17 protein-coding genes are annotated in these 23,026 nt (G+C 69.8%); 7 read left to right on the forward strand and 10 right to left on the reverse strand.

Going from position 1 to position 23,026, the window contains the following annotated elements:
* The first annotated feature begins 6 nt into the window (after positions 1 to 6).
* Positions 7 to 2,745, forward strand: coding sequence for a sigma factor-like helix-turn-helix DNA-binding protein (locus ACNAVT_RS00575; RefSeq protein ID WP_416291728.1), 2,739 nt, complete (start codon positions 7 to 9; stop codon positions 2,743 to 2,745).
* A gap of 118 nt (positions 2,746 to 2,863) precedes the next feature.
* Here the strand turns inward: ACNAVT_RS00575 and ACNAVT_RS00580 are convergent, their stop codons facing one another.
* A complete protein-coding gene (locus tag ACNAVT_RS00580; RefSeq protein WP_416291730.1) occupies positions 2,864 to 8,632 on the reverse strand; it encodes an AAA domain-containing protein in 5,769 nt (1,922 codons plus the stop codon).
* 1,166 nt (positions 8,633 to 9,798) lie between these two features.
* Complete coding sequence (locus ACNAVT_RS00585; RefSeq protein ID WP_416291732.1) at positions 9,799 to 10,530, reverse strand: hypothetical protein; 732 nt, start codon at positions 10,528 to 10,530, stop codon at positions 9,799 to 9,801.
* A 224-nt stretch (positions 10,531 to 10,754) separates the two neighbouring features.
* On the opposite strand from ACNAVT_RS00585, the gene ACNAVT_RS00590 reads away from it, so the two are divergent.
* Both ACNAVT_RS00590 and ACNAVT_RS00595 read left to right on the forward strand, forming a co-directional pair.
* Positions 10,755 to 12,197, forward strand: coding sequence for a M28 family metallopeptidase (locus ACNAVT_RS00590; RefSeq protein WP_416291733.1), 1,443 nt, complete (start codon positions 10,755 to 10,757; stop codon positions 12,195 to 12,197).
* Positions 12,198 to 12,418: 221 nt separating this feature from the next.
* Positions 12,419 to 12,775, forward strand: coding sequence for a nitroreductase/quinone reductase family protein (locus ACNAVT_RS00595; RefSeq protein WP_416291735.1), 357 nt, complete (start codon positions 12,419 to 12,421; stop codon positions 12,773 to 12,775).
* 20 nt (positions 12,776 to 12,795) lie between these two features.
* On the opposite strand, the gene ACNAVT_RS00600 is transcribed toward ACNAVT_RS00595, so the two are convergent.
* From ACNAVT_RS00600 to ACNAVT_RS00625, 6 genes are all read right to left on the reverse strand, one after another.
* Positions 12,796 to 13,677 (reverse strand): hypothetical protein, encoded by an 882-nt coding sequence (locus ACNAVT_RS00600; RefSeq protein WP_416291737.1) that lies wholly within the window; start codon positions 13,675 to 13,677, stop codon positions 12,796 to 12,798.
* 155 nt (positions 13,678 to 13,832) lie between these two features.
* A complete protein-coding gene (locus ACNAVT_RS00605) occupies positions 13,833 to 14,201 on the reverse strand; it encodes a YciI family protein (RefSeq protein ID WP_416291738.1) in 369 nt (122 codons plus the stop codon).
* Between the two features lie 14 nt (positions 14,202 to 14,215).
* Entirely contained in the window at positions 14,216 to 14,875 is a 660-nt protein-coding gene (locus tag ACNAVT_RS00610; RefSeq protein ID WP_416291740.1) for a DUF998 domain-containing protein, read from the reverse strand.
* Positions 14,876 to 14,952: 77 nt separating this feature from the next.
* Positions 14,953 to 16,200, reverse strand: coding sequence for an RNA polymerase sigma factor (locus ACNAVT_RS00615; RefSeq protein WP_416291742.1), 1,248 nt, complete (start codon positions 16,198 to 16,200; stop codon positions 14,953 to 14,955).
* A gap of 131 nt (positions 16,201 to 16,331) precedes the next feature.
* Entirely contained in the window at positions 16,332 to 17,447 is a 1,116-nt protein-coding gene (locus tag ACNAVT_RS00620; RefSeq protein WP_416291744.1) for a hypothetical protein, read from the reverse strand.
* Positions 17,444 to 17,962, reverse strand: coding sequence for a SigE family RNA polymerase sigma factor (locus ACNAVT_RS00625; protein WP_416291746.1), 519 nt, complete (start codon positions 17,960 to 17,962; stop codon positions 17,444 to 17,446). Before ACNAVT_RS00625 ends, ACNAVT_RS00620 begins: the two co-directional genes overlap by 4 nt.
* A 355-nt stretch (positions 17,963 to 18,317) precedes the next feature.
* Between ACNAVT_RS00625 and ACNAVT_RS00630 the strand changes: the two genes are divergently transcribed.
* The 3 genes from ACNAVT_RS00630 to ACNAVT_RS00640 are packed head-to-tail and all read left to right on the forward strand — an operon-like array spanning position 18,318 to position 20,731.
* Positions 18,318 to 18,935, forward strand: a complete 618-nt coding sequence (locus tag ACNAVT_RS00630; protein ID WP_416291747.1) for an IS607 family transposase — start codon at positions 18,318 to 18,320, stop codon at positions 18,933 to 18,935.
* Complete coding sequence (locus ACNAVT_RS00635; RefSeq protein WP_416291749.1) at positions 18,932 to 20,350, forward strand: RNA-guided endonuclease InsQ/TnpB family protein; 1,419 nt, start codon at positions 18,932 to 18,934, stop codon at positions 20,348 to 20,350. Before ACNAVT_RS00630 ends, ACNAVT_RS00635 begins: the two co-directional genes overlap by 4 nt.
* A gap of 15 nt (positions 20,351 to 20,365) precedes the next feature.
* Complete coding sequence (locus tag ACNAVT_RS00640; protein WP_416291751.1) at positions 20,366 to 20,731, forward strand: VOC family protein; 366 nt, start codon at positions 20,366 to 20,368, stop codon at positions 20,729 to 20,731.
* Here the strand turns inward: ACNAVT_RS00640 and yidD are convergent.
* Both yidD and ACNAVT_RS00650 read right to left on the reverse strand, forming a co-directional pair.
* On the reverse strand, positions 20,662 to 20,907 hold the full coding sequence (gene yidD / locus ACNAVT_RS00645; protein WP_416291753.1) for a membrane protein insertion efficiency factor YidD: 246 nt from the start codon (positions 20,905 to 20,907) through the stop codon (positions 20,662 to 20,664). The two genes, ACNAVT_RS00640 and yidD, sit on opposite strands and share 70 nt — an antisense overlap.
* Complete coding sequence (locus ACNAVT_RS00650) at positions 20,904 to 21,920, reverse strand: hypothetical protein (RefSeq protein WP_416291755.1); 1,017 nt, start codon at positions 21,918 to 21,920, stop codon at positions 20,904 to 20,906. The genes yidD and ACNAVT_RS00650 overlap by 4 nt, the downstream gene beginning before the upstream one ends.
* Before the next feature lie 172 nt (positions 21,921 to 22,092).
* On the opposite strand from ACNAVT_RS00650, the gene ACNAVT_RS00655 reads away from it, so the two are divergent.
* On the forward strand, positions 22,093 to 22,953 hold the full coding sequence (locus ACNAVT_RS00655) for an AraC family transcriptional regulator (RefSeq protein ID WP_416291757.1): 861 nt from the start codon (positions 22,093 to 22,095) through the stop codon (positions 22,951 to 22,953).
* The last annotated feature ends 73 nt before the right edge of the window (positions 22,954 to 23,026 follow it).

Raw genomic sequence — 23,026 nt, forward strand, 5'->3', positions numbered from 1 at the left:
ACAACTGTGACCAGCACGGCATTCGGAGATCTCCCTCCGGAGGCGTACCACGATGCGCCTTGGACCCGGCTGCTGCCCTGGCTCGCCCCGTACACGCCGGCGACAGCGCGCGAGCTCACGGACCTGACTCCTTCGCCTGACTGGTGGATCACCGAGTCGCCGGCGGTCACGACGATGACGGCTGAGCACGAGGCGCTCTGCCGTCACCTCGCACGGCTTTTCGTCCTCCGTCATTCAGTTGCCGCCCTCGGCCCGAGTTTCCCCACAGTCCCTCGCCGACTTCCCCTGTCCACTCTTGCCACGAGCTCCAGGGTCGAAACGGCATTTCAGCGCCTGCAGGTGCAGACCGTCGCCGACCTCGAGCCGCTGACGGTCAGGGACCTCTACGACGTACGCGGAACGGGCCATAACACGGTCGAGGATGCAGTCACGGCCCTCGTCTCGGCGGCGATCGTCCGCTCCGGTGAGCTGAGCGAGTGGGAGGATCCGGGGGATGACCGGCAGCCGATCGGCGGGGCGCCGCAGGTGCAGCTGCCCCCCGCGCAGCGTCAGCTGCTGGAGGACCTCGCTCAGCTGGCAGGTTGGCGCCACATCCGCCGCCGCGGAGATGAGCCCCTACTGAAAGTCGTGATCGAGGACGGCGCCCCTGAGGAGATCCAGGAACTGGCTCTCCGCCTCAACTCACTCACCGCAGCAGATATGGCTTCCGTCAACGGAAGCTCAGACCCAGTCCTCGAGTTCACCGCGTTCCTATCTGAACTCGACGAGCGGCAGGCGCGCATCGTGCGGGATCGGTTCCTCGGCAGGCCTCCAAAGAAACTCGCCGAGCTGGCGAGCGAGTTCGACGTATCCCGCGAGCGCGTCCGGCAGATTGAGACCAAGGTGAAGGATCTGCTGACCGCGAGGTTCCACTTCGGCACCACCATTGGGAATCTCCTGGCCAGTCTGCGCACGGAGATCCAACCGATCGCCGCCTTGGACCGACTGATCACCCTGCACCCCGACCTCGCCCGTGATGTCCCAGGGGTGAACGTCCCCCTCTGGCTCGTACTGGACCGCTTGGATGACTACTTTGAGGTTACGGACGGGTGGGCGGCCGCTCCCGATGTCGCCGCCGCGCGCGAGCAGACCCGCATCCTGCTCGAGGACTTCGCGACCGAACATGGCCTGGTCGATCTGGCCGCCGTCACCTCCGCCACTTCGATGCCGAAGACCGAACTGCTCGCCTGGCTCAGCTGGTGCGGCTACGTGCTTCACAACAACCAGATCCTGACCCGTACCAGCTCACTAAGTGACCACGCGGCGGGTCTGCTGGCCGCGACTGGCGAACCGCTGCACATCGACGAGTTGCAGCGGCAGATGGATCGGGACAACAGCATCCGGAGCCTGGCCAACCAGCTGGGCGACGACGAACGTTTTGTGAGGACCGATCGGGCGACCTGGGGGCTTGCGAGCTGGCAGCTGGAGGAGTACACCTCGATACGGCAGCAGATCGGCCTTGAACTCGCCGCTGCAGGAGGCGAAGTTGAGATCGGGCAGCTGATCGATTCGATCACCAGCCGGTTCGACGTCTCGCCGAGCAGCGTGCGGGCCTACGCTGGAAACGGCGACTACGAAATCGTTCAGGGCGTGGTCCGGCGTCGGGAGGCGCCAGCGGCACCCCGCAAGGCCCCCAGCGCCACCCGCCGGCTCTTCAAATGCGACGACGACTGGTGGAAGTTCCGGGTGACCATCACCCGCGATCATCTACGCGGCTCTGGTTTCCCGGTGCCATCTGGCGTGGCCAGCCTCGTCGGATGCGCGCAAGGCGAGGTGGTGGAGCTGGAATCGGACCTCGGCCCGCAGAGCATCCGATGGACGGGTCTGCAGCCGTCAAGCGGAACGATCAAGAGATTTCTCGACCGCCTTGAAGTGCAGGAGGGGCAGAACATCTTCCTCGAGTTCGGCCCGTACGGCCGTTTCGACGTCACGCTCCTAGACCCGGTCAACCCCGAAGACCACCCCTTGGAGCAGGCTGCGGCGCTCACGGGGTGCGACGAGGGCGTCGGAAACCCGGAAGACGCACAGATGGCCTTGGCCATGGCGGTTGATCTTCCGGTCCATGCCAAGCCTCGACAAATTCTGTCGACATACCGCCAGCGGGGCGACGATGACATCGCCGGCCTCTTGGAGCAGGTATGGACCCGTCCCCGCCATCAGTGGGTAGATCAGCCACCATCTGATCGGCCGGATCCCGCGGGCGGACGGAACGAACACGACAACGAGGGCTACGCCAACGACGAGATGATCGACGTCAGGTCGGGGGAACAGCACGACCAGGTGTCGTCCGACAACGGCTCAGTGCCGGTGCCGACGGGATACCGCAGTGTGGGGTGGGTCCGACCGCACGAGGCGGAGGCCGCTGTGCTGGCCTACCAACTGCACTCCGACGTTCCCGTGCACGATGGAGACAAGATCGCGGGCTGGGCCCGTTACGTCGACGACAGCTCCGGTGACGCGTCCAAGTTCCGCGCCAACGTGACGCTGGCCAGAGCCAGGTCGCAGGGCGAGCGCATCGTGTGCTGGATTCGCGAGCACGAGGCGTTCAGCATCATCCAGGCGGTGGCGGAGGAACGGTCGGTGCCCATTCTCAGCCCCGACGGCGTCGCCACAGGGCTGGTGCAGTACTTCCAGCCAAGCAGCGAGGCCGCCGAACGCTACAGGAGCACCACTCGACTGCTGCGCGGACACGGGCGAGCTGGCTGACACGCTGGGCGCAGGTTGAGCACGACCCCGCCGGCGCCTTCCAGTCACCTCTGGTGTTCAGCCGCTGAGGTGGCCGTCAGCACCATCTCGCCGTGCTGGCGGCCAACCCGGCTCAACCTCAGGAGCTGCGCGAGGAGGCCTCCTCGACCCGGCTGCTGGCCACCGTCAGCTCTTCCTCCGTGAAGAGCGAATGGAACTCCGGCTGCAGCGCGAGAGCCTCCACCGTCAGATCCACGCGGTTCCGCTCCCACAGCGCGGTAAAGCCATCCGAAACCACCGGATTGCGGAGAAGCTGTCGGGCCGCGGCGAGTCCCCCCATTTCGGTGACCATCCTCAGCAGGAGAGTCGGGTTGTAGTTGGCCTCATCGCGCGCCCGCACGAGGATGCGGACCATCGCCTGGTGGAAGGCTCGCTCCAGCCCCGATTGCTCACCCCTCCCGGTCGCGGTTGGGTCCGTCAGGTGTCTGCGGGACTGAGCGACCCGTTTCACCCTCTGAGTCGCTGTTCCCCGCTGCGGCTGCTCGGCGTCAACTCCCTCAATCGGCTTCGCGATGTCCCGGGCATCGCTGTCGCCGAGATCCGTCGTGTGGGTTGCGTCGTGGTCCGCCAACCGCAGCAGACGGGTCACACTCCGGTGTCGGACTGCGGCGGGGCTGGTGGGCGAAAAGTATTGGACCAACCCCCCGTGGCCACCCTGGGGGCCCTCCCAGCGAACGTCTTGCCGCCAGCTGGCTGCTTGGATGACCGCCTTCGCCTCGTTCTGGTGCACCCAGCAAACTACTTCAGGGCCACCGGGACCAACCCGGTCAATTCTGATATTTGCCCGGTGAGCTCGAGCCTCCGCGGAGGTGCCTGGGTGGAACCTGGCCCACCCGAGAACCTTTCCGTCGTGCCGGATGGGGATGTCGCACCGATCGTGGTAGCTGGTAATGGCGGCCCGAGCCTCGTACGGCCGCAGCCACGCGAGGCTGTCGTAGCCAGCAGGCACGGGAGCATCCGGTTCCCTTGTGGTCGCGACGGACGTAGGCGGGAGGGAGCCTTGCCCGGCTGCCGGAGGTGGCGCCGTCGGCTCAGCCGGTTGTCCGGCATCCGAATCTGTTGCTGCCTCTTCAGCCGAGGCCGGGCAGGGCATCTGTTGCGTCGCCTGGTCCCCCGGGCGCGACGGCACCCCGTGGCGCAGCTGATCCAGCGGACCAACCTCAACGACCGGACTGGGCTGGTGCGCCGATGGCTCATTCGATGCCGAGGAATCACCCTCACTATCGCCCTCTTGAAGGCCGGAAGGATCCTTCCCGGGCTTCAAAGCCGGCTCGGCCGCGGCCGGAGCTACCGTCGCCTCAACATCCGGCAGGTTCTCCAGCGCCCGAACCTCGATGATCCGCGGTTCCGCTTCGGCAGGGTCGCCACCAGCGGCCTCCCGCTCGACACGAATTGGGGGTGAGCCATCAGCAGAAGCGACGGCGTTGGACCCAGCGTTCGTCGACGATTCAGTTGCAGTCGCAACCGGATCCGATGGCAAGGCCTCCTCTTCATGAGCAACGCCATCCACGACCGCCCTGGAATCGGTGCCGGCCGCAGGGCCACCTGGCTGAGACGCGAGAGTCGGCTCAGCGAATGTGATGCCCAACTCGTCGATCCGCTGCCAGAGTGGTGCCAGCGCCGCCTCCGGATCCCGGCTGAACACGCTGCCGCGAATACGGACGAACACACAGTTGCCGACCCGTTCCAGCACCGCCTGCCGGCGCATGTCGCTCTCCCACTGGTCCGGCCCGTGGTACGCGTCGCCGTCGCACTCGATGGCAAGCCGCCGGCCGTCCGGAGCAGGCAGGACGAAGTCGATCCGGTACCCGCCGATGCGGAACTGGGGCAGCGGCCGGTACCCGCGGCGCAGGATGCGACTCAGCACCTCACGTTCGAAGTCGCTGTCGCAACGCTTCTCCAGGTCGTCATACGCCTCGTCGACAGCGTTGACGTTGTGGCAGTAGGTGAGCAGCAGTCCGCGGGCGTCGTCCTCGCGCAGGTCGGCCGGCTGCACCGAGTGGAACACCCACAGCTGGTCGCGCGCACGGGAGGCGGCGACGTTGACCCGCCGGTGGTGGTCCCGCTTGGTGAAGGCGGACACCGGACCGTGATGCGGCTCGACAACCATCGACACCAGGACGATGTCCCGCTCGTCGCCCTGGAACGTGTACGAGTCGCCGACGCGCAGCCGGCGCCGTTCCATCTCCTCCTCACCGATCTCCTCACGGAGGCGGGTGAGCAGATAGAGGGCTTGGCCGCTGGTGCTGAGCAGGCTGACCACCCCGATGCTGCGTCCCTCGTACGCGGGGTCGGCGACGATCGCCGCGACCCGCGCGACGAGGGCTTCGGCCTCGGGGACGTTGACGTCGCCGTAGCCGACGAGGCCCTGGCGGATGCCCTCGGGCACGTGCACAGCAATGACAGGATCGCCGATACCGGCGTGCCGGTCGGTGCGCAGCGGCTCGATCTCCCCGCCGTAGTACGTCTCGCTGGAGAATCCGATGATCGCCGGTACGGAGCGGAAGTGCTCGGTGAGCAGGATGCGTTCCGGGGAGCGCCGGACGGCATGGTCGTAGAGGCTGCTCTCCGGGTCGAAGTGCTCGGCGGAGGGCACGTCGACCAGGTGCGAGTTGATCAGGCCGGTGACCGCGCCGACGAACGACAGCTGCGGGCCGATCTGCTGGTCGTCCCCGACGACAACGGCCCGTTCGGCGAGGCTCAGGACGGGCAGGGAGAACATGTCGGCTTGGGAGGCCTCGTCGACAATCACGACGTCGAAGTGCGCCCCGCCCGCGAACTGCTCAATGGCCCGGTCGACGGACATGACCCAGACCGGTACGGCGTCGACGGCGGCGCTCATGGCCCGCTGGGCGTGTGCCTGCCACTGGGCGGCGTTCTTGCCGGTGCCCTTGCCGATCTTGCGCAGCGCGGTCGTCCAATCGGCGAGCGCGGCCCGCCGGCGGTCATCGAGCGCCTTGGAGACCTCCAGCCAGGAGGAGGCGACGACGAGTTCCTGGGTGAGCCGCCGGATGCGGTCCCGGGTCTGCTCGACCCGCCGGCCGAGCGCGACCGGGTCGACGCTGCCGACGACGGTACCGAACCAGGTCTGGGCGCGGCGCCACTGCCACCGGTGCAGGCAGTCGCCGCCGGTGCCGGCGAGGGCGGCGGCGGTGCCGGCGTCGATCTGGGCGGTCCAGGTGGGGGCAGCCGGGCGGAGTCGTTCGGCGAGTTCGGTGAACCGTTGCGCGTCCGGGCGCAGGCCGGCCAGTCGGCGTACCTCGTCGAGGACGCCGTCCCAGCCGGCGACGTCTGCCCGCTGGCGGCTCTGGTCCAGCAGCCGCCACAGCTCACTGGCGTCGGCACTCGACATACCCTGCTGCAGCAGAGCGCCGAGGTCCCGCTCGTCGGCGACCAGCTGGTCGTACTGGAGCACCGTCGCGCAGCGGCCGACCACATCGGTGAGCGCGGTCAGCCGGCGTACGTCGACCGCCTGCTCGACCCCAGGCACCAGCCGGCGGAGGGTTGCGTACAGGGTGGGCCAGCGTCGGCGGTCCCAATCCAGGGCGGTCGCCGCGTCGGTGAGCAGCCGGCCCGCCCAGAGTTCGGGCTGGTCCCCGGGTTCGTGTGGCAGATTGAGCAGGTTCCGCCACTCGGTCCACCGGGTAGCCAGCTCCTGCCGCAGCCGCAGCCGGTGGACGTACGCGACGACGATGTCGACGTCGTCGGTCGTGCGCAGGATCTCACCGTCGATGCGGCAGTCCATGGCGAGTTTGGCGAGGGCGCCCTGGAAGAGCTTGTTGACGCCCTTGCCCGCGCCGAAACGTTGGCGCAGCTCGCCGAGCTGAGTCAACAGCCGGCGCGGTTCGGCGAGGTGCACATCGGGGACGGCCACCTGGTGGCCGGCGACGACCCGGGCCGCCGCAGCGAGTTCGCCGAGCGCCCGCTGGCAGGCCCCGACGTGGTCCTCCCACATGGCCCGCCAGTTTGGGTCGGCCTGCAGCAGCTTGGCGAGCCCGTCCGTCCAGGCGCTTTCCCGGAGGGTGAGCACGGCGAGCGCCTCCCGCAGGTGCCCGGCGAGCTCGTCGAGAGCGGTCCGGCCGAACGCCCGTACCTCCGGCAGCACCACGCCGGCGGCGACGAGCCGGTCAAGCTCAGCGCGGGTGGCGGCGAGTTCCCGCCGCGCGGCGAGGACGGCCGAGGCGGTCGGCAGCGCGGCCGCCGTCGGCAGGTGCCGCAGCGCCTGCGTGCGGTCCTGGCGGACGGTACGGCGGGCAATTTCGAGCAGGTCGGTGAACTCCTCGACAGTGAGCGGGGCGTCGAGGTGCGGGGGGATCTCATCGGGGATGTCGCCGTACCGGTCGACACGATCGCGCAGCCAGCTGCCGACGTCGCTCGGCGACAGCCGGATGCCGTCGATCTCATACTGCGCGGACTCGTTCTCCGCCAGGGTGCGCAGCGCCACGAGCGCCTGCCCGAGGTCCCGTTCAGCCTCCTCGAGCTGGCGGCGCAGCCGGTCCACCCGCTGCTGCTCGCTAAGCTTGTCGAGGGTGGCGCCCCGGTCAGACAGCTCCCGGGCGGCGAGCTGGAGCTGGACGAGCTGGTCGGTGGAGCGGCCGAGCACCGCCAGGCAGAGCGCTTGGATCTCCTGGGGCAGCCCGTCCCGCAGGACCCGCAGCGGGTCCTCCTTCTGCGCGACCACGAGCACCCGCTTCCCGTGCGCCATCAGGTGGCAGATCAGGTTACGGATGGTGTGGGTCTTGCCCGTGCCGGGCGGACCCTGGACGGCCACGTTGCGGTGCTGGGAGAGCCGTCTGGCAATGGACTCCTGCGCCTCATTGGTGGGCAGCGGCATGAGTAGCCGCTCCCCCAGCGGTGCCCACCGCGCCGGCTGGTCGTGCGGCATCTCCAGACGGCTCGGCTCATGGGCGAGGATGGCGGCCAGCGCACCGATGCTCGCGGTGTCGCCGTTGAGTAGGCGGGCCCGCAGTTCCTCGAGGAAGCGGCGCAGCATCCGCTGCCGGGGCCGGACAAAGAGCACGCCGGTGTCGTGGACGTAAGAGCCGGCCGGAGCGGGCGCGCCGGCGGCCCGGACGGTCGGATCAAGCCCGAGACGGCGCAGGGCCCGTTCGAGGAACTCCAGGCGGGTGAAGTCGTCCCAGACGTCGAGGTCGAGCTGCCCGCCGGAGCCGGCGAGCGCAAGCAGCTGGCTGAGGTACCGCTCGTCGAGACCGGTCAGCGGGTCGGTCTGGAGGCGACCGGCACCCTGCGGCACCACCCGGATCATCGACCGGTCGGCGTCGAACTCGATCGCGACCGGCGTCACCACGAGCGGGTACTGCACCCGACTAGCGCCGACATCTGTCCGCAGGACGCCATGCCCCCACACCAGCTCATGGGTGGCGGCGTTCATGTCGACGCGGTGCTTCAGGTCGAACAGGCTCCGGTGCAGCCGTCGCACCGCCTCGATGCGCCGGGCCTGCTCGGCCCACGGGCGCCAGTCCCGTTCCTGCCACTGCTCGAACCGGGTACGGAGACGCTCGACCGTCTCCTCGTCTCCGGACAGCCGTGGCTCGACCTCGTACGACGGCGGCCCAGCGAGGTATGGGCTGAACTCGCCGGGTGCCCGGAGCTGCTTCGGCGCAGGCGGCAGACCCACCCGCAACCAGCTGCTGCCGTCCGGAGAGACACCGACCTGACAGTCCGGGTGGACGGGCAGGTCGTGCTCCCAGAACGCGTCGGCCTGCGGCACCGTCCGGGCCGGCTTCTCCATCTGGGCCCGCACGGCCATCAGGTAGTCGACCAGGGAGGTGGCGCGGTCGAGGATCAACGACGGCGACTCAGCCGGGGACGTGGTGCGGGAGAACATGGGAACCCTTTGACTCGTTGTAAGGATGCATGGTCGAGCGGACTGTGCCGCCTACGGCTCCGATCAGTCGACTGGGCCTGGTCTGGGCGACGGAAGAAGCAGCAGATTCCAGTCCGGCTTCGGCGCCTGCCGCAGCCACGCGCGCATCCCCACCCACCTCCCCACTGGCGGTCTTCGGACCCTATAGGCAGAGCCCTGGCAGCGGGACCCCTGAGTCGCCACTACTCCATCGAACGAGCAGGCATGAAGGGTGCCGAAATCGCCGAATCGAGGTGTCTGAGTGCTCGGAAAGTCAGGCAAATCGCTCATGAGACCCGGCCGGCAGTATGCCTTACTCGTTCAGGTACGCAAGCATCGTCAACACCCGCCGATTGTCGTGGACGCGCGGCTCAAGCGGCTGCGGGGCGAAACGGGGGCACTGGTCAAGGTCAATGGACTCGGGATGAACGATGTCCCCAGTCCCAGGTCATTCGCGTCGAGCGGCGGGGCGAACGGCTAGTTACCGGCCGCGTACACCGGGTCCTTCCGGCCCGCGCGCTCCGGGCACCTGCCGGTAGGGCCGCCGACCATGCCGATCCGCCCGTCATCGCACACGATCATGTAGCCCCTGCCCGCCCAGAAGCCCTCCAAGCAGGTGAAATAGTCGCATACACCGGCGGCCGGCTCGTGGACGAGTTCGCCGGTGCAGTAGGTGTAGCCGTACGGATTCGCCGGTGCCCCGCACCGGTCCGCCGGCGTCGGGTGGCCCCCGGGCCCGGTCGGCGGGGCCGAGGTCGGACGGCCCGGCCCGGCCCTGGGCCGGCAGCCGGCGGTGGCGCGGGCCGCGTGACGGGGCGGGGAGCTGGGGCCGGCGGGCGGGGAGTCGGGGTCGATCGGCGCGGGGCGACCGGCTGCAGGGTCGGCGAACCGGCAGCCCTGCCGGGAGTGGTCGTCGCGGGTACCGGCGATGCGGTCGTGGTGGCGCCGCCGGGTGCCGGCGACGCGCTGGTGGGGGCACTGCCGGATCGTGTCCCGGTCTCCGGTTCGGGAAGCGCCGTGCGCGGCGGTGGGCCGTCACCGACTCGGAAGGAATCGTCCGGCCCGCCCGCGTCGACGATCATGGCGTATGTCGGCAGGGCGATCAGTGCGACGGCGGCCGCAGCGATCGCGGGGTGGGCGAGGCGAGCTCACGCTGGCGCCTGCTCCGCCGTTGCCAGCATCGACATCGGCGGCGGCGACCGCCGGTTGGCGGCCACCGCCCGGTCGAGCCGGGCGAGAACGGTCGGGCGCCGACCGGCGGCATCCGCGTACGCCATGGTCAGCCTCAGCCGGAAGCGGGCCGCCTCGTCCACGGGAACCCGGAGGCCGGCCAGTGGCCGGCCGTCGGCGGTGTGCAGCAGCGTGATGGGCGCCGTCGGGTAGTGCGCGAGGCCGCTCAGCAGCGGGAACGCCCACTCGCGATCGTCCTGGCGGCCGAGGAGGATGACCCGGCGATCGGTGACTACGGCCGTCCCGGCATCGGCCACCCGGAGGCCGTGCGGCAGACGGCGTGCCCGCCGTGTCCGCCGAACGGGAAGGACGGCGAGTTCGGGTACGGGGAGGTCGGCGTGGCGGCCGGGCTGGACCTCCACCAGCTCCGCCTTCGGCTGCACGGCGACGACGACCTCGCCGTCGGCCAGGTCCACGGGCAGGCCGGCCGGCGATTCGGCCGGGACGTTCTCGGCCTCGGCGCGCAGGCGGAGCAGCCGGATGCCCTGCAGGGACCAGGCCTCGACGGTGTCCTCGTACGCGCGCCGCCGCCGCCTGTTCTCGCGGTTCGCCCAGCGGTCCCGCCAATCCGAACCGGCCGTGTCCGGCTCCCGTTCAGGCGAGGGTGCGGCATGGCGTGGGGTGGAGCTCGTCAGGCTCTCCCGGGGCACGCCCTCACCTCCTCAGCGGGCCGTGATCGGTCACTGGTCGCGTACCCACGGAAGCGGTCCGTCATTCCCCCGGGCAGTCGGCTCCTCTTAGGAAGCACGGCGGCCGAAACCCGCCCCATTGCTGCCAGTCCAGGCAGAGTGTCCGGGTGCGCCAGGCCGAGCCAAGCTCAAATTTCGATCAATTGATATAGACATCCATCCTGGTCGGTGGTCACGATCATCGCATGACCTCCTCAAAGCCGACCGGCGCGGAACCCACGAAGTCCACCCGCCGGACCTTCCTGACCGCGTCCGCCGCCACCGCCGCAGCGACTGTGGCCGTACCTCTGATGGGCACTCCGGCCGCAGCCGCCCCCGGCGCGCACCGCATCGACGGACCGGGCAAGCCGGCCAAGCCCCAGCTGCCCGACAACGAGCTCAAGCGGATCCTCGCCGAGGTCGACGAGGCGCGCATCGAGGCCACGGTGCGGCGGCTGGCCGCGTTCGGGACCCGCCACACCCTGTCCAGCCAGACCGACCCGGAGCGTGGCATCGGCGCGGCGCGGGACTGGATCTACCAGGAGATGCTCGGCTACGCCGCCGCCTCCGGTGGCCGGATGACCGTCGAGCTCCAGTCCTACCTGCAGGGACGGGCCTCCCGGATTCCGGTGCCGACCCAGATCACCAACGTGATCGCCACCCTGCGTGGCGACGCCGACCCGAACCGGGTGTATGTCATCACCGGGCACTACGACTCCCGGGCCAGCAATGTCGACGACGCCGTCAGCGACGCACCGGGCGCCGACGACGACGCCTCCGGCGTGGCGGTGATCATGGAGCTTGCCCGGGTGCTGGCCACGAGGCGTACCAGGGCCACCATCATCTTCGCTGCGGTCGCCGGTGAGGAGCAGGGCCTCTACGGCTCGACTTACATGGCGAAGCAGCTCAAGGCCGCCGGGGTCGACGTCCAAGGCATGTTCAGTAACGACATCATCGGAAGCAGCACCGCTGACGACGGCGCCCGCGACAACCGCACCGTTCGGCTCTTCGCCGAGGGGGTGCCGACCTCCGAGACGGCGCAGCAGGCGTCCAACCGGAAGTCGGTTGGGGGCGAGAACGATGGCGTGTCCCGTCAGCTCGCCCGCTTCGTCACCGATGTCAACCCGCGCAGCTTCACTGGCATGCAGGTTCGGGTGATCTACCGGCGGGACCGCTACCTGCGCGGCAGCGACCACATCCCCTTTCTGGAGGAGGGCTGGCCGGCGGGCCGGTTCACCGAGCCGAACGAGGACTTCGCCCACCAGCACCAGGATGTCCGCGTCGTGGACGGCAAGCAGTATGGCGACCTGCCTGAATTCTGCGACTTCGACTACATCACCCGAGTCGCCCGGGTGAACGGCGCGGTGATGTGGTCGCTGGCCCAGGCACCAGGCACCCCGAGGAACGCGAGGATGCTCACCAGCTCGCTCACCAACGACACCACACTGACCTGGCAGCGGGGCACGGAGGAGGACCTGGCCGGCTACGAGCTGGTCTGGCGGGAGACGACCGAGCCGGACTGGACCCATGTCATCGAGGTGGGCGACGTCACCACCGCGACCGTCGACCTGTCCAAGGACAACGTCTTCTTCGGCGTACGGGCCGTCAACCGGGACGGATTCCGCAGCCCGGTGGCGTACCCCCGCTGACGGCAGCCCGCGCGGCGGTCCGAGCGCCGCGTGCGTGACCCCTGGCGCGGTGGCGGGTGCGGCTCTCGCACTCGCCACCGCGCCGGGAAGCCGGCGAAGCGGGTTTACGTGAGGCACCTGGGGCGGGTGTTGCGCTCGGGGTCCCGGAACCCACCGCGAGTGGACGGGAAGCTCCATAGCCTGGCAGGTGGAGACACGTCGGGAAGCTGTCGGAGGACATCGTGGCCAACGCGATCATTGACGCTCTCGAGGGCGTCAGGGAAGTCGAGATCACCGTGACCGGGCGGAAGTCCGGACGGCAGATCTCGCACCCCGTGTGGTTCGTGCAGGAAGAGGACAGCGTGTTCCTGGTCCCGGTGACCGGGTCGAACAGCGAGTGGTACAAGAACGTACGCAAGACACCCATGATCCAGGTGGCCGCGAACGGCACGGCGTTGAGCTCGAGCGCCACCCCGATCACCGAGTCCGATCGGGTCAAGCACGTCGTGCAGATGTTCCGCGACAAGTACGGCGCGGCGCAGGTGGAGGCGTACTACCCTCGGCGCGACGTCGCCGTCCAGGTGCCACTTGGGGGGTAACCAGGGATCGGCCGCGCGGGTCAGCCGGTGACCGTCAGCGCGACCGGCATTCCCTGCTGCACATCGAGGACTGCCCGTCCTCCCAATGGTTGGGCCAGGTCGACGGTGGCGGTGCGGCGCGCTCCGACATCCGCACACGACTCGCCAAAGCCGTGGCGCTTCTCGATGACGATCACGACGACGGCGTTGGCCGACTCGACGGCCTCCGCCCGGTAGTCGGCGCCGCACGGCTTGCTGCCGGGCTCCGGGGAGCCCGTGAAGGCGACGGTCAGCTGCTGGCTCGTCGTGGCCCCGGTCGCCGACTCGATCGACAGCGCGAGCGGCTGGTCGGGGTCCCATGACGGTGGCGTCACCACGATGGCGGGGGCGACCGCGATCCGGGTGAGCCGCACCGCCGTGTCCTTGAGGGTGAATTCCCAGGCGGGGGCCGTGGCGGGGCCACGCGTGGTGGGAATCCGCGCCGTGGTCAGGCGCGCGGCGGTGACCTGCAGGGGTGCGCATCCGGAGCAGTCGCCGACCACCGCGTTCATCTGCGCGATCGCGTCCCTGGCCGACAGCACGGCAACGGGCTGCGTCCGGCCGTCCTCCCACACCACCTGCCCCGTCGTCTGCCCGGCGGCGAGTTCCCCGTCGACGACGACCCGGCCGGCCAGCAACGCCTGCTTGTTGTTGTCCCCGTTCGCCAGTTCCCAGTCGCCGAGCTGGCCGGTCAGGTCCCCGACCGGCACGAAGCTCTGCGCCCCACCGGCGTCGCGGACCGCCTGGTCGTAGCGGGTCAGGGCATCGCGGGCCTGCTGGTGCGCCCGGTCCTGGTCATCTCCGCCTGGGCCGCCGATCACGCCGCAGCCACTGACCGCGGTCAGCGCGGTGACCACCCATACCAGCCAGCCCCGTCGAGCCATCCCCGCTCACCTCCGCGCCCCACCCACGTGGGGTGCGGTGAGGGTATCGGGGAAGCCGATCGATGTCACCGGCATGGGTGGTACCGGCGGGGCGCCGGTACCACCCGTTCCGTGCCCGCTGCCGGATGGTCCCGGTCAGCGCCTCCGGGGTCCGCTCAGGCTCCGGGCCCCTCGCTGACCCGACGGACGTCCACCTCGACGTCGATCCCGGTCTGCACGAAGATGTCGACGAACCGCTTCGCCCACTCGACCGCCTCCTCCTTCGACCGCACCTCGACGAGCGCGAACCCGGCGATGAGTTCCTTGGTCTCGGTGAACGGCCCGTCGGTGATGGTGGTCTTGCCCTTGGTGGCGGTGATGCGGGCCGACTCCTCGCTGCTCTTGCAGAGCCCTTCGGCGGCGAGCAGCACCCCGGACTTGGCCACCTCCTCCATGAAGGCGCCCATCCGCGTCATGAACTCCGGGCTCGGGTCGAAGGCGCCGGGCAGGTTCTCGTCCAGCTTGTGCATCAGCATGTAGCGCATTGGTGAGGTTCCTTTCAGGAAAGGTCGGCGCGGATCCGGGCGGATACCGCGGTGAGCCAGCCGAAGATGAAGATCGAGCCGACGGCCATCCGGACGCTCATGCTGTCCTCGTCGGGCCAGGCCATCACGACCACGAAAGCCAGCGCGCAGAGCAGCGAGAACAGCGCCCAGCCGCCGGCGCCGAGCCGCTGGAAGCGGCGGGCGAAGACCAGGCAGGCGACGGTGAGCGCCCCGAACGACAGCATCGCCCCGACGCCGTGGCCGACGGAGTGCCAGCTCATCGTCTCCGGCGCCCCCTCGGGGGCACCGGCCGGCCAGCCCATGCTCGGGTCGGCCCGCAGCACCCCGGCGACGATCAGGCCGACACCGAGCACCGCCACCAGAGCCGGCCCCCACGTCCCGGCCGGCCCGCCGCGCAGCGCCCGTCGCAGCCCGGCGGCGCCGGCGAGGGCCAGCAGCCCGGACAGGACGAAGTTGGCGATCTGGATCCAGCCGTACTCGCCGAGGGAGAGCAGGCTCAGCGGTTGCCGGCTCAGGTCGAAGCCGTCGCGGGTGAGCACCTGCGCGAAGGACAGCCCCAGGAACAGCGGTCCGGTGGCGGCCCCCGCGCCGAGCAGGGTGGCGGTCGGGACGCCCCGTGTCGTTCCGGCCTGCGGCAGTGTCGTACTGGTCATCTCGATCTCCTCGTCATCGGCTCTCACTGACGCGTCGATCGGGTCGACCGGAATTCGACATCGGGTCTCAAGATTTTTTACGAGCGGCAGGCGGCGGCCCGGTCGAGCAGCAGCGCCCGCTCACGGGCGTTGCCGGTGAGCGACGCCGCCCGCTCGAACTCGGCCCGGGCCTCGTCGTGCCGGCCGAGTTTGGCGAGCAGGTCCCCGAGCACGCTGGGCAGCAGGTGGTAGGCGGCCAGCGCCGGGTCGTCCGCCAGCGCGCGGGCCAGCGCCAGGCCGGCGGCGGGCCCGTCGGCGTAGGCGACGGCGACGGCCCGGTTCAGCTCCACCACGGGCGAGGGCACCAGCCGGGCCAGCTCCGCGTAGAGGGTGGCGATCCGCGCCCAGTCGGTCTCCTCGGGAGTACGCGCCCGCGCGCGGCAGGCCGCGATCTCGGCCTGGACGGTGTACGGGCCGGCCTGGCCGGTGCGGGCCCGGTCGAGGGCGGCGAGGCCGCGGCGGATGAGCAGCTGGTCCCAGCGGCTGCGGTCCTGATCGTTCAGCAGGATCGGTGCGCCGTCTGGGCCGGTGCGGGCACGAGTACGCGACGCCTGGATCTCCAGCAGCGCGGCCAGCCCGTGCACCTCGGGCTCGTCGGGCATCAGCCCCTGCAGCAGCCGGGCCAGCCGCAGCGCCTCCTGGCAGAGGGCGGGGCGCATCCAGTCGTCGCCGGCGGTGGCCGCGTACCCCTCGTTGAAGATCAGGTAGACGACCTCCAGCACCGAGTCGAGGCGTTCGGCGCGTTCGGCCGGGCCGGGCACCTCGAACGGGACCCGGGCGGTGGCGAGGGTCTGCTTGGCGCGGGTGATCCGCTGCGCGACTGTGGACTCGGAGGTGAGGAAGGCGCGGGCGATCTCACCGGTGGTCAGGCCGCCGAGCAGCCGCAGGGTGAGCGCCGCCCGGGCGATCGGCGAGAGCACCGGGTGGCAGGCCGCGAAGATCAGCCGCAGCAGATCGTCCTCGATCGGCTCGTCGAGGTTGGCGTCGAAGTCGGGGGTGACCTGCTCGTCGAGGTCCCGGCCGAGCTCGGCGAGCGTACGGTCCTGGGTCTGTCGGCGGCGCAGCGCGTCGACGGCCCGGCGCTTGCCGACGGTCATCAGCCACGCCCCGGGGTTGGCCGGGACGCCGTCGCGCGGCCACTGTTCGAGGGCGGCGACCAGGGCGTCCTGCGCCAACTCCTCAGCCTGACCGACATCGCGGACGATCGCGGCGATGCCGGCGACGACCCGCCCGGCCTCCATCCGCCACACCGCCTCGACGGTGCGCCGCACCTCGGACTCACCCATGGGTCCCATGACACCAGCCCGGGCCGGCGCCGTGGTAACCGGGTGTCGTCAACCGCTCGCTGATCGGGGGTGGCGGTGATTCCGGTGCCGCCGGCACCACCCCCGACCAGCGAAGATTGCCCGTTTATCGCCTACGTGCAGGCGATGGAGATGCCGTTCGCGTTCTCGACGCCGGCGGCCAGCGGTACGACCTGGGAGATGCGTCCGGCCAGGTCGACGACCCGCACCTCCGACCCGTTGCGATCGTCACGCCAGTGGCGAAGGACGAGGTGCTCGTCGTCTGCCCATGCGATGACCTCGTTGTTCCCGGGGAGCGGGACGGTCTGCTGGGCGGCGCCGGTGGCCGTCGCGACGATCCTGGCCGGGGCGTCGGAGAGCCGGTCGTGCAGGGCAATCCGGGTCCCGTCAGGGGAGAACGCCTGCCCCGAATACAGTGCGGCGGTCGCCGGGATGGTGCGTGCCAGCTGCCCGGAGCGGTGGTAGAAGTGGATCCCGGTCACCTGGTCGGGCAGGCTCTCGTTGCCAGCGTTCTGCGACACCGTGAGCGCGACCTCGCTGCCGCCGGGCGCCCAGACGAAGTCCTGCGAGCCCGTGTTGCCGCCGGCGTAGAAGTCAAGCTTGACGAAGGTGGCCTTCAGGGTCACCGCGTCGACAATCGCGAAGCCCTTGTCGCTCAGGCGCTCGCGTACGGTGAACAGGATTTCCTTGCCGTCGGGCGACCAGGCGCCCTCCCCGGTATAGCTGTCGATCCACTGCATTTTGGACGGGTTGGCCGGATCGAGGATCCCGCTGCGCAGCGGGCTGGTCGGGGTGTCGTCGCCCGCCTGGACCAGCACCCGGGATCCGTCGGGAGACGGGACCAGGCTGCGGTACGCCGGCAGGTCGAGGTACCCGCCGGCCGCGTTGTCGCGCAGCAGCGATCTCGTCGCACCCTGCCCACCTTGCCGTTCTCCGCGTACCGCTCCGTCAGGGTCACCCTGCTGGCCGACTCCGCTGTAGGCGGTCACGACCACCGAACAGCTCGGTGTGCCAGCGCCGAACTGTTCGTTCTGCCCACCCACCGCCCGAACCCCGAAGGGCGCCGCGGCGGCGACGAGCACCACAAGAGCGCCGGTGGTCAGGGCCATGCGCACTCGACGCTGACGGCGGACCCTGCGTACGACGGCAGGTGCGACACCGACCGGCGGAGGTGCGTCGCCGATCCGTTCGAATGCGTCGCGCAGTGCTCGGTCCAAGTCGGTTGTCATCTGCGAGCCTCCTTCACGGCAAGGCTGTCGAGGTCTGGGCAGAGGGTGCGTAGCCGGCTGAGGGCCCGTGCGATCTGGCTGCGGACCGTCGCCGGTTTGCAGCCGAGCAGTTGCGCGATCTCGTTGTCGGGGACGTCCTCGAGGTAGCGCAGCACGAGCACCGCACGGTGCTTCGGCGCGAGCCGGCGCAGCGAGTCCTGTAGGGCCAGGTGCAGATCGAGCCGAGCGGTGGGGTCCGGCACCGCCCGGTTGTCCGGGATTCGATCCGTGCTCAGTTCGCGGCCATGCCCCGCCCGCCGCCACCAGCTCACCTGCTGGCGGTACATGGCCTTGCGTAGGTACGCCTCCGGCGACCCATGAATGTGTTTCCAGCGCCGAAGGGCCTTTGCCAGGACCATCTGGAGTAGATCTTCCGCCTGGTGCCGATCCCCGGTCAGGGTCAGTGCCGTACGGAACAGCACGTGCGACCGCGCCTCGACGAAGGAGACGAAGTCACGCTCGGTCTCAACGTCCACGTGACCTCCGCTCTGCGTGAAGAACCGTGACCGGCCCCGGAAGGGACGAACGGACCACCATGCGCAGGGAATCACGCATTCCGCTGCGCCGAAGGCACCCGCCCGCAGACCCGCACCCGGGCTCGCGTTGCTCGCTCATGCCGATAAAGACGCCGGCCGGGCTGCCGCTGCTGCTCGACGCAGCGAAAATTCTGGCGCGCCACCGGCCGGCACCGGGGCCAGCACATCCAGGACCCGCCAGGAGACAGGGAAGAAATGTCGTAGCTCGCTCCTAGCCTGACCCGGTCACGACCAACCGCAGGGAGGAGTGACTGGTGGTCACTATCCTGGCTAAAGCTGTCTATAGACGACTGTTGTGGGTAGCGTTTATCGGATCGTCGAGTTCGCTGAACGGGTCGGCCGGTCGGTGAGCACCGTGCGCCGGTGGGAGGCGGAGATCCGGATCACGGCCCGCCGCCTGCCGTCCGGTCAGAGGCATTTCGACGACTCCGATGTGCGCGGGGTGCTGCAGCCCGGCTTCGATGCAGGCCAGCGGAAGGTCGTGGTGTACTGCCGGGTCTCCTCGTCGGGACAGAAGGCGGACCTGGCCTCGCAGGTATCGGCGATGCAGCAGTTCTGCCTGGCTCGCGGCCTGGCCGTGGTCGAGTGGGTAAGCGAGGTCGGCGGCGGGATAAACCTGCGCCGCAAGAAGGTTCTAGCGCTGATGGACGCCGTCGACCGGGGTGAGGTCGCCACGCTGGTGGTGGCCCATAAGGACAGGCTGGCCCGGTTCGGCCTCGATTTCCTGGAGCACGTGGCGATCCGCGGCGGCTGCGAGATCATCGTGGTCAACCAGGAGGCCCTGTCTCCGCAGCAGGAGCTGGTTGAGGATTTGCTCGACATTGTGCGTACCTTCTCGTGCCGGCTGTACGGTCTGCGGCGTTACGAGAAGGAGCTCAAAGAGGCGGACCTGGGCGCGGGAGATGGTCGGTGAAGGTCACCCGTATCGCGTACTCCGCCGCTCTGAATCCAGGTAAGTACGCGGCGCTGGCGGAGCAGGCCCGCCGGCTGGGCCGGGTACGCAGCGAGGTGTGGCAGCGTTACGGGTCGATTAACGGCGTCGGGTCTGGGTTGCGGGACCGGCAGGTGCGGGACCGGTGGATGGCCGAGGGTACGCACGTGCAGTTCGGTGTATCGGCGAATGCGTGGAAGGAAACCGTGCGCGACGCGATCGGCGATATCGCGGCGAGTCTGGAGGCGGCCAAGGTTCAGGTGCGGCGGGCGATCACCCGGCGTACCGACGACCCGGCCGAGCGGAAGCGGATGTTTACCGCACTGAAGGCCGACCGGTGGGCCAGTGACCCGTTCCTGGCCCGGCAGATACGCAGGTACTGGAAGCGGGGCCGCAACCACACGCACGATCAGATTGTTGTGCGCGCTGACAAGCACAACACGGTCACTGACGGGCGCGGCCGGCTGTCGCTGGCGGTTCCCGGCCTGGAACGCCGCATGATGGTCAAGATCCCGCTGTCCACGACCGTCGCGCCGGCGGGCACGCTGCGGCTGATCCTGCGGGGCGGCCGGGTGGAGGTGCACTACCAGATCGACGCGGCGCGGATTCGGTCATCGCAGCGGCCCTGCGGTAACCAGACCTTGGGCGTGGACAAGGGCTACACCGAAGCCCTCACCGACTCCGATGGCCAACCCCACGGCACCCGCCTCGGCGAGCTGCTGACCAGCGAGTCGGATCAGTTGAAGGAACGTAACCGGCGTCGGGCGAAGCTGCGTTCGATCGCCAACACCGCCGCCGCACGTGGTGACCAGGCCAAGGCGCACCGAATCGCGCGCAACAACCTCGGCACCGTGAAGCGGGATCGGCAGGCCGCCCGGCATCGGGCGCGGGTGCGGACGGAGATCTTCACCGCCGTGCACGAGGTCGTGGACAAGGCCGCCACCGTGGTCGCCGAAGACCTCACCAAACGCTTCGCTGGCCGCAAGAAGCTCGGCAGAAACATCAACCGGCGTCTCGCCGCGTGGACCAAAGGAGTCACCGCCGAGGCCCTCAGAAACGTGTCGGAGCGCAGAGGTTCTGCGCTCGTTCCCGTCAACGCCGCCTACACCTCACAAACCTGTCACCGCTGCGGCGCCTTCGGCCGCCGTAGTGGGGACCGGTTTCACTGCACTCGGTGCGGGGTGGTGTGGCAGGCCGACGTGAACGCCGCGATCAACATCCTGCACAGAGCCGGCGACCCCGACATCGCCCTGCACACCCCACACCAGCGGGTGAAGCAGATCCTGCAGGATAGGACCGATCGCCACCGGACCAGACTGCCGGTCCAGGACTCCAGCCCGGCCACCACGGCCGAGCGGAGAGCGAATTATCCGAACCGCTCAGCAGTGAGCAATTAGTAGGAAGCAGGATCCGTGCTCGACCACTTCTCCGTCATGGTGCGCGACCTGTCGGCCAGCGCCGCCTTCTACGACACCGTGCTCGCCCCGCTGGGCGGCCGCCGGATCATGGAGCCCGGCCCGATCGGCTACGGCGTCGACAGCCCCGACTTCTGGCTGGTTCCCGCACCCGCCGACGCCGCGCCGCTGGAGGCGCACATCGCCTTCACCGCCCCCGACCGGGCTGCGGTGCAGGCCTTCCACGACGCCGCGGTCGCGGCCGGCGCGGAGGTGCTGCACGCGCCCCGGGTCTGGCCCGAATACCACCCGACCTACTTCGGCGCGTTCGTTCGGGACCCGGACGGCAACAACGTCGAGGCGGTTTGCCACCGCCCGGAGTAGTCGGCCGGCGGGCGGTCAGCGCAGCGGATCGCGGGTGTGCCGCGCGGCACGTGCGGCTTGCGTCGTGCTACCCGGTCGGCAGCCATCCGCCCGCCCACCGCGAGGCCGTACTTCTTCACCGCCGCCAGCCCGTACGCGCTACACGTCGGCGACCCAGGTAATGCGGGCGCGGTCATGCGGCCTGGCTCCTACTCGCTCGCCGACGTCGGCCATGCAGCATTCGCTGCAGGTGTCGCACCGCCCCGTCGGTGTCAGGACCTGAGCCGCGCGCTACGTCCCAGAGGATCTGCACAGCGTCCGCGAGGGGCATGCTCCCCGGTGTCTCCTCCGTGGTCGGTCCCGGCCAGACTCCGGGGTCCTTGGGCACGACGAGTTCCAGCGTTGCGTCGTCTTCGTCGGCGGGAGTGAGGCCAGCGCTGGTCAGGTCCGCGCCGGTCTGGGCGTAGATGACTGTTCGGCGCGGGCTCCGCCACGGGGCGAGCAGGTCTGCCGCCACGTCACCCGAGATCGCGATCCTCCGCTCGCCGCCGCGTGTCAGCACTTCAACGACCGTTTCCGCCTGCTTCACGGGCGGCTCCAGGCCGTACCAGAGGGTTCTTATCCCGCCTGGTCCTGGGTATGAGCGCAGCCACCAATCGAAAAGCGCATCGACATCTGTGGCATCCCATCCCGCCGCCGTGCGGTGGGCGAGACCTTGTTCAGTCAGCGCGGCGAGGGCCTGTGACACGCGGGGCTGGGAGACACCGATATCTGCTGCCAACTGCTGCTGCCCGGACCAGGGCCGCTCGGCCAGCCGGCGCACCAGCGTGAAGGTGCCCCACGGCACGCGACCCCGCCGGACCGGTTGTGAGGGGGTATCGGTGCCCCTTGTCTCGATCGGGATCTGTTGCCCTGCCACCTGAAGGAAACCCGTGACATGCTGCCCGTTGTCGATCAGCAATGACCAGCCAGCAGCTTCGACCGCAGCGCGGACAGCGGGCGTGGCCGACGGCACGGTGAGCAGGACCGTGTCCGGGTGTCTGCTCTTCAGGTTGATGAGGTCGCTGGGGTGCAGCACCGTTGTCGAGCTCACCACTCTCAGTACGGCGCGGTGTGCGCCGCTCCGCAGCTCAACGCGATCGGAATCGAGCGGAACGATCAGAACCCCGGCGTCGACCAGGGCCTTCCAAGCCGCCGTCGATATAAGCATTTTCCGACCTCCTCAGATAATACTTATAACACGGGTTCTCGCTCGGGACGCGTGTCCGCCCGGACACCACCCCCAGGATCACCAGCGGACCCGACCGAAACGGGCTCGTTGGGATCGGGTTCGGTGCCTCGGCGGCCCCTAGCGTCGGTGGTGGAAGAGGAAGGAGCACCGGGTGCTGGAGCGGCTGAACCAGGCCATGGACCATCTCGAACGGCACCTCGACCAGCCGGTCGAGGTCGCCGAGCTGGCGCGGATCGCGTGCACGTCGGAGCACCATTTCCGGCGGCTGTTCTCCGCGCTGGGCGGCATCCCGCTGTCGGAGTACGTGCGCCGCCGGCGGCTCACCGTCGCGGGCGCGGAGGTGCTCGCCGGCGAGGTGCCGCTGCTCGACGTCGCGGTCCGCTGGGGGTACGGCTCGAACGAGGCGTTCGCGCGGGCGTTCCGGGCCGTGCACGGGGTCGGTCCGGGCGAGGCCCGGCGTACGGGGGCGGCGCTGCGGTCCCAGCCCCGGATCTCCTTCCGGCTCGTCGTCGAAGGGAGCAGCAGCATGGAGTATCGGATCGTGGAGAAGGACGCCTTCCGCCTGGTCGGGCGCAAGGCCCGGGTCCCGTTGGTCCACGAGGGGATGAACCCGGCCATCGTGGCGTTCGTGAAGGGCATCGGCCAGGAGACCGTACGCCGGATCGAGGCGCTGTCGGACCAGGAGCCGCGCGGGATCGTCAACGTCAGCGACGACCTCGCGGGCGACCGGGCGGAGGGCACCGAGCTGGACTACTGGCACGGGGTGGTGACCGGCGCGGACGCGCCGGAGGACCTGGACAGCCTGCCGGTGGCGGGCGGCTCGTGGGCGGTGTTCACCGCGTCGGGGGCGTTCCCGCAGGCGGTGCAGTATCTGTGGCGGGATGTGTTCACCCAGTGGTTCCCGTCGAATCCGTATGAGAGCCGCCCGGGTCCGGAGATCTCGAAGGTTCGGGTGTCGAGCGACGGCACGGAGGCCGACGCGGAGCTGTGGATCCCGGTGCGGCGGGTCTGAGATCACCCGTCGGCGGCGACGCGCTTCCCGCCCGGTGCAGTTCAGCGCGGGCGCGGGCGGCCATGAGGCGCCG

Source organism: Micromonospora sp. SL4-19, from assembly GCF_047921475.1.
Lineage (GTDB): Bacteria > Actinomycetota > Actinomycetes > Mycobacteriales > Micromonosporaceae > Micromonospora.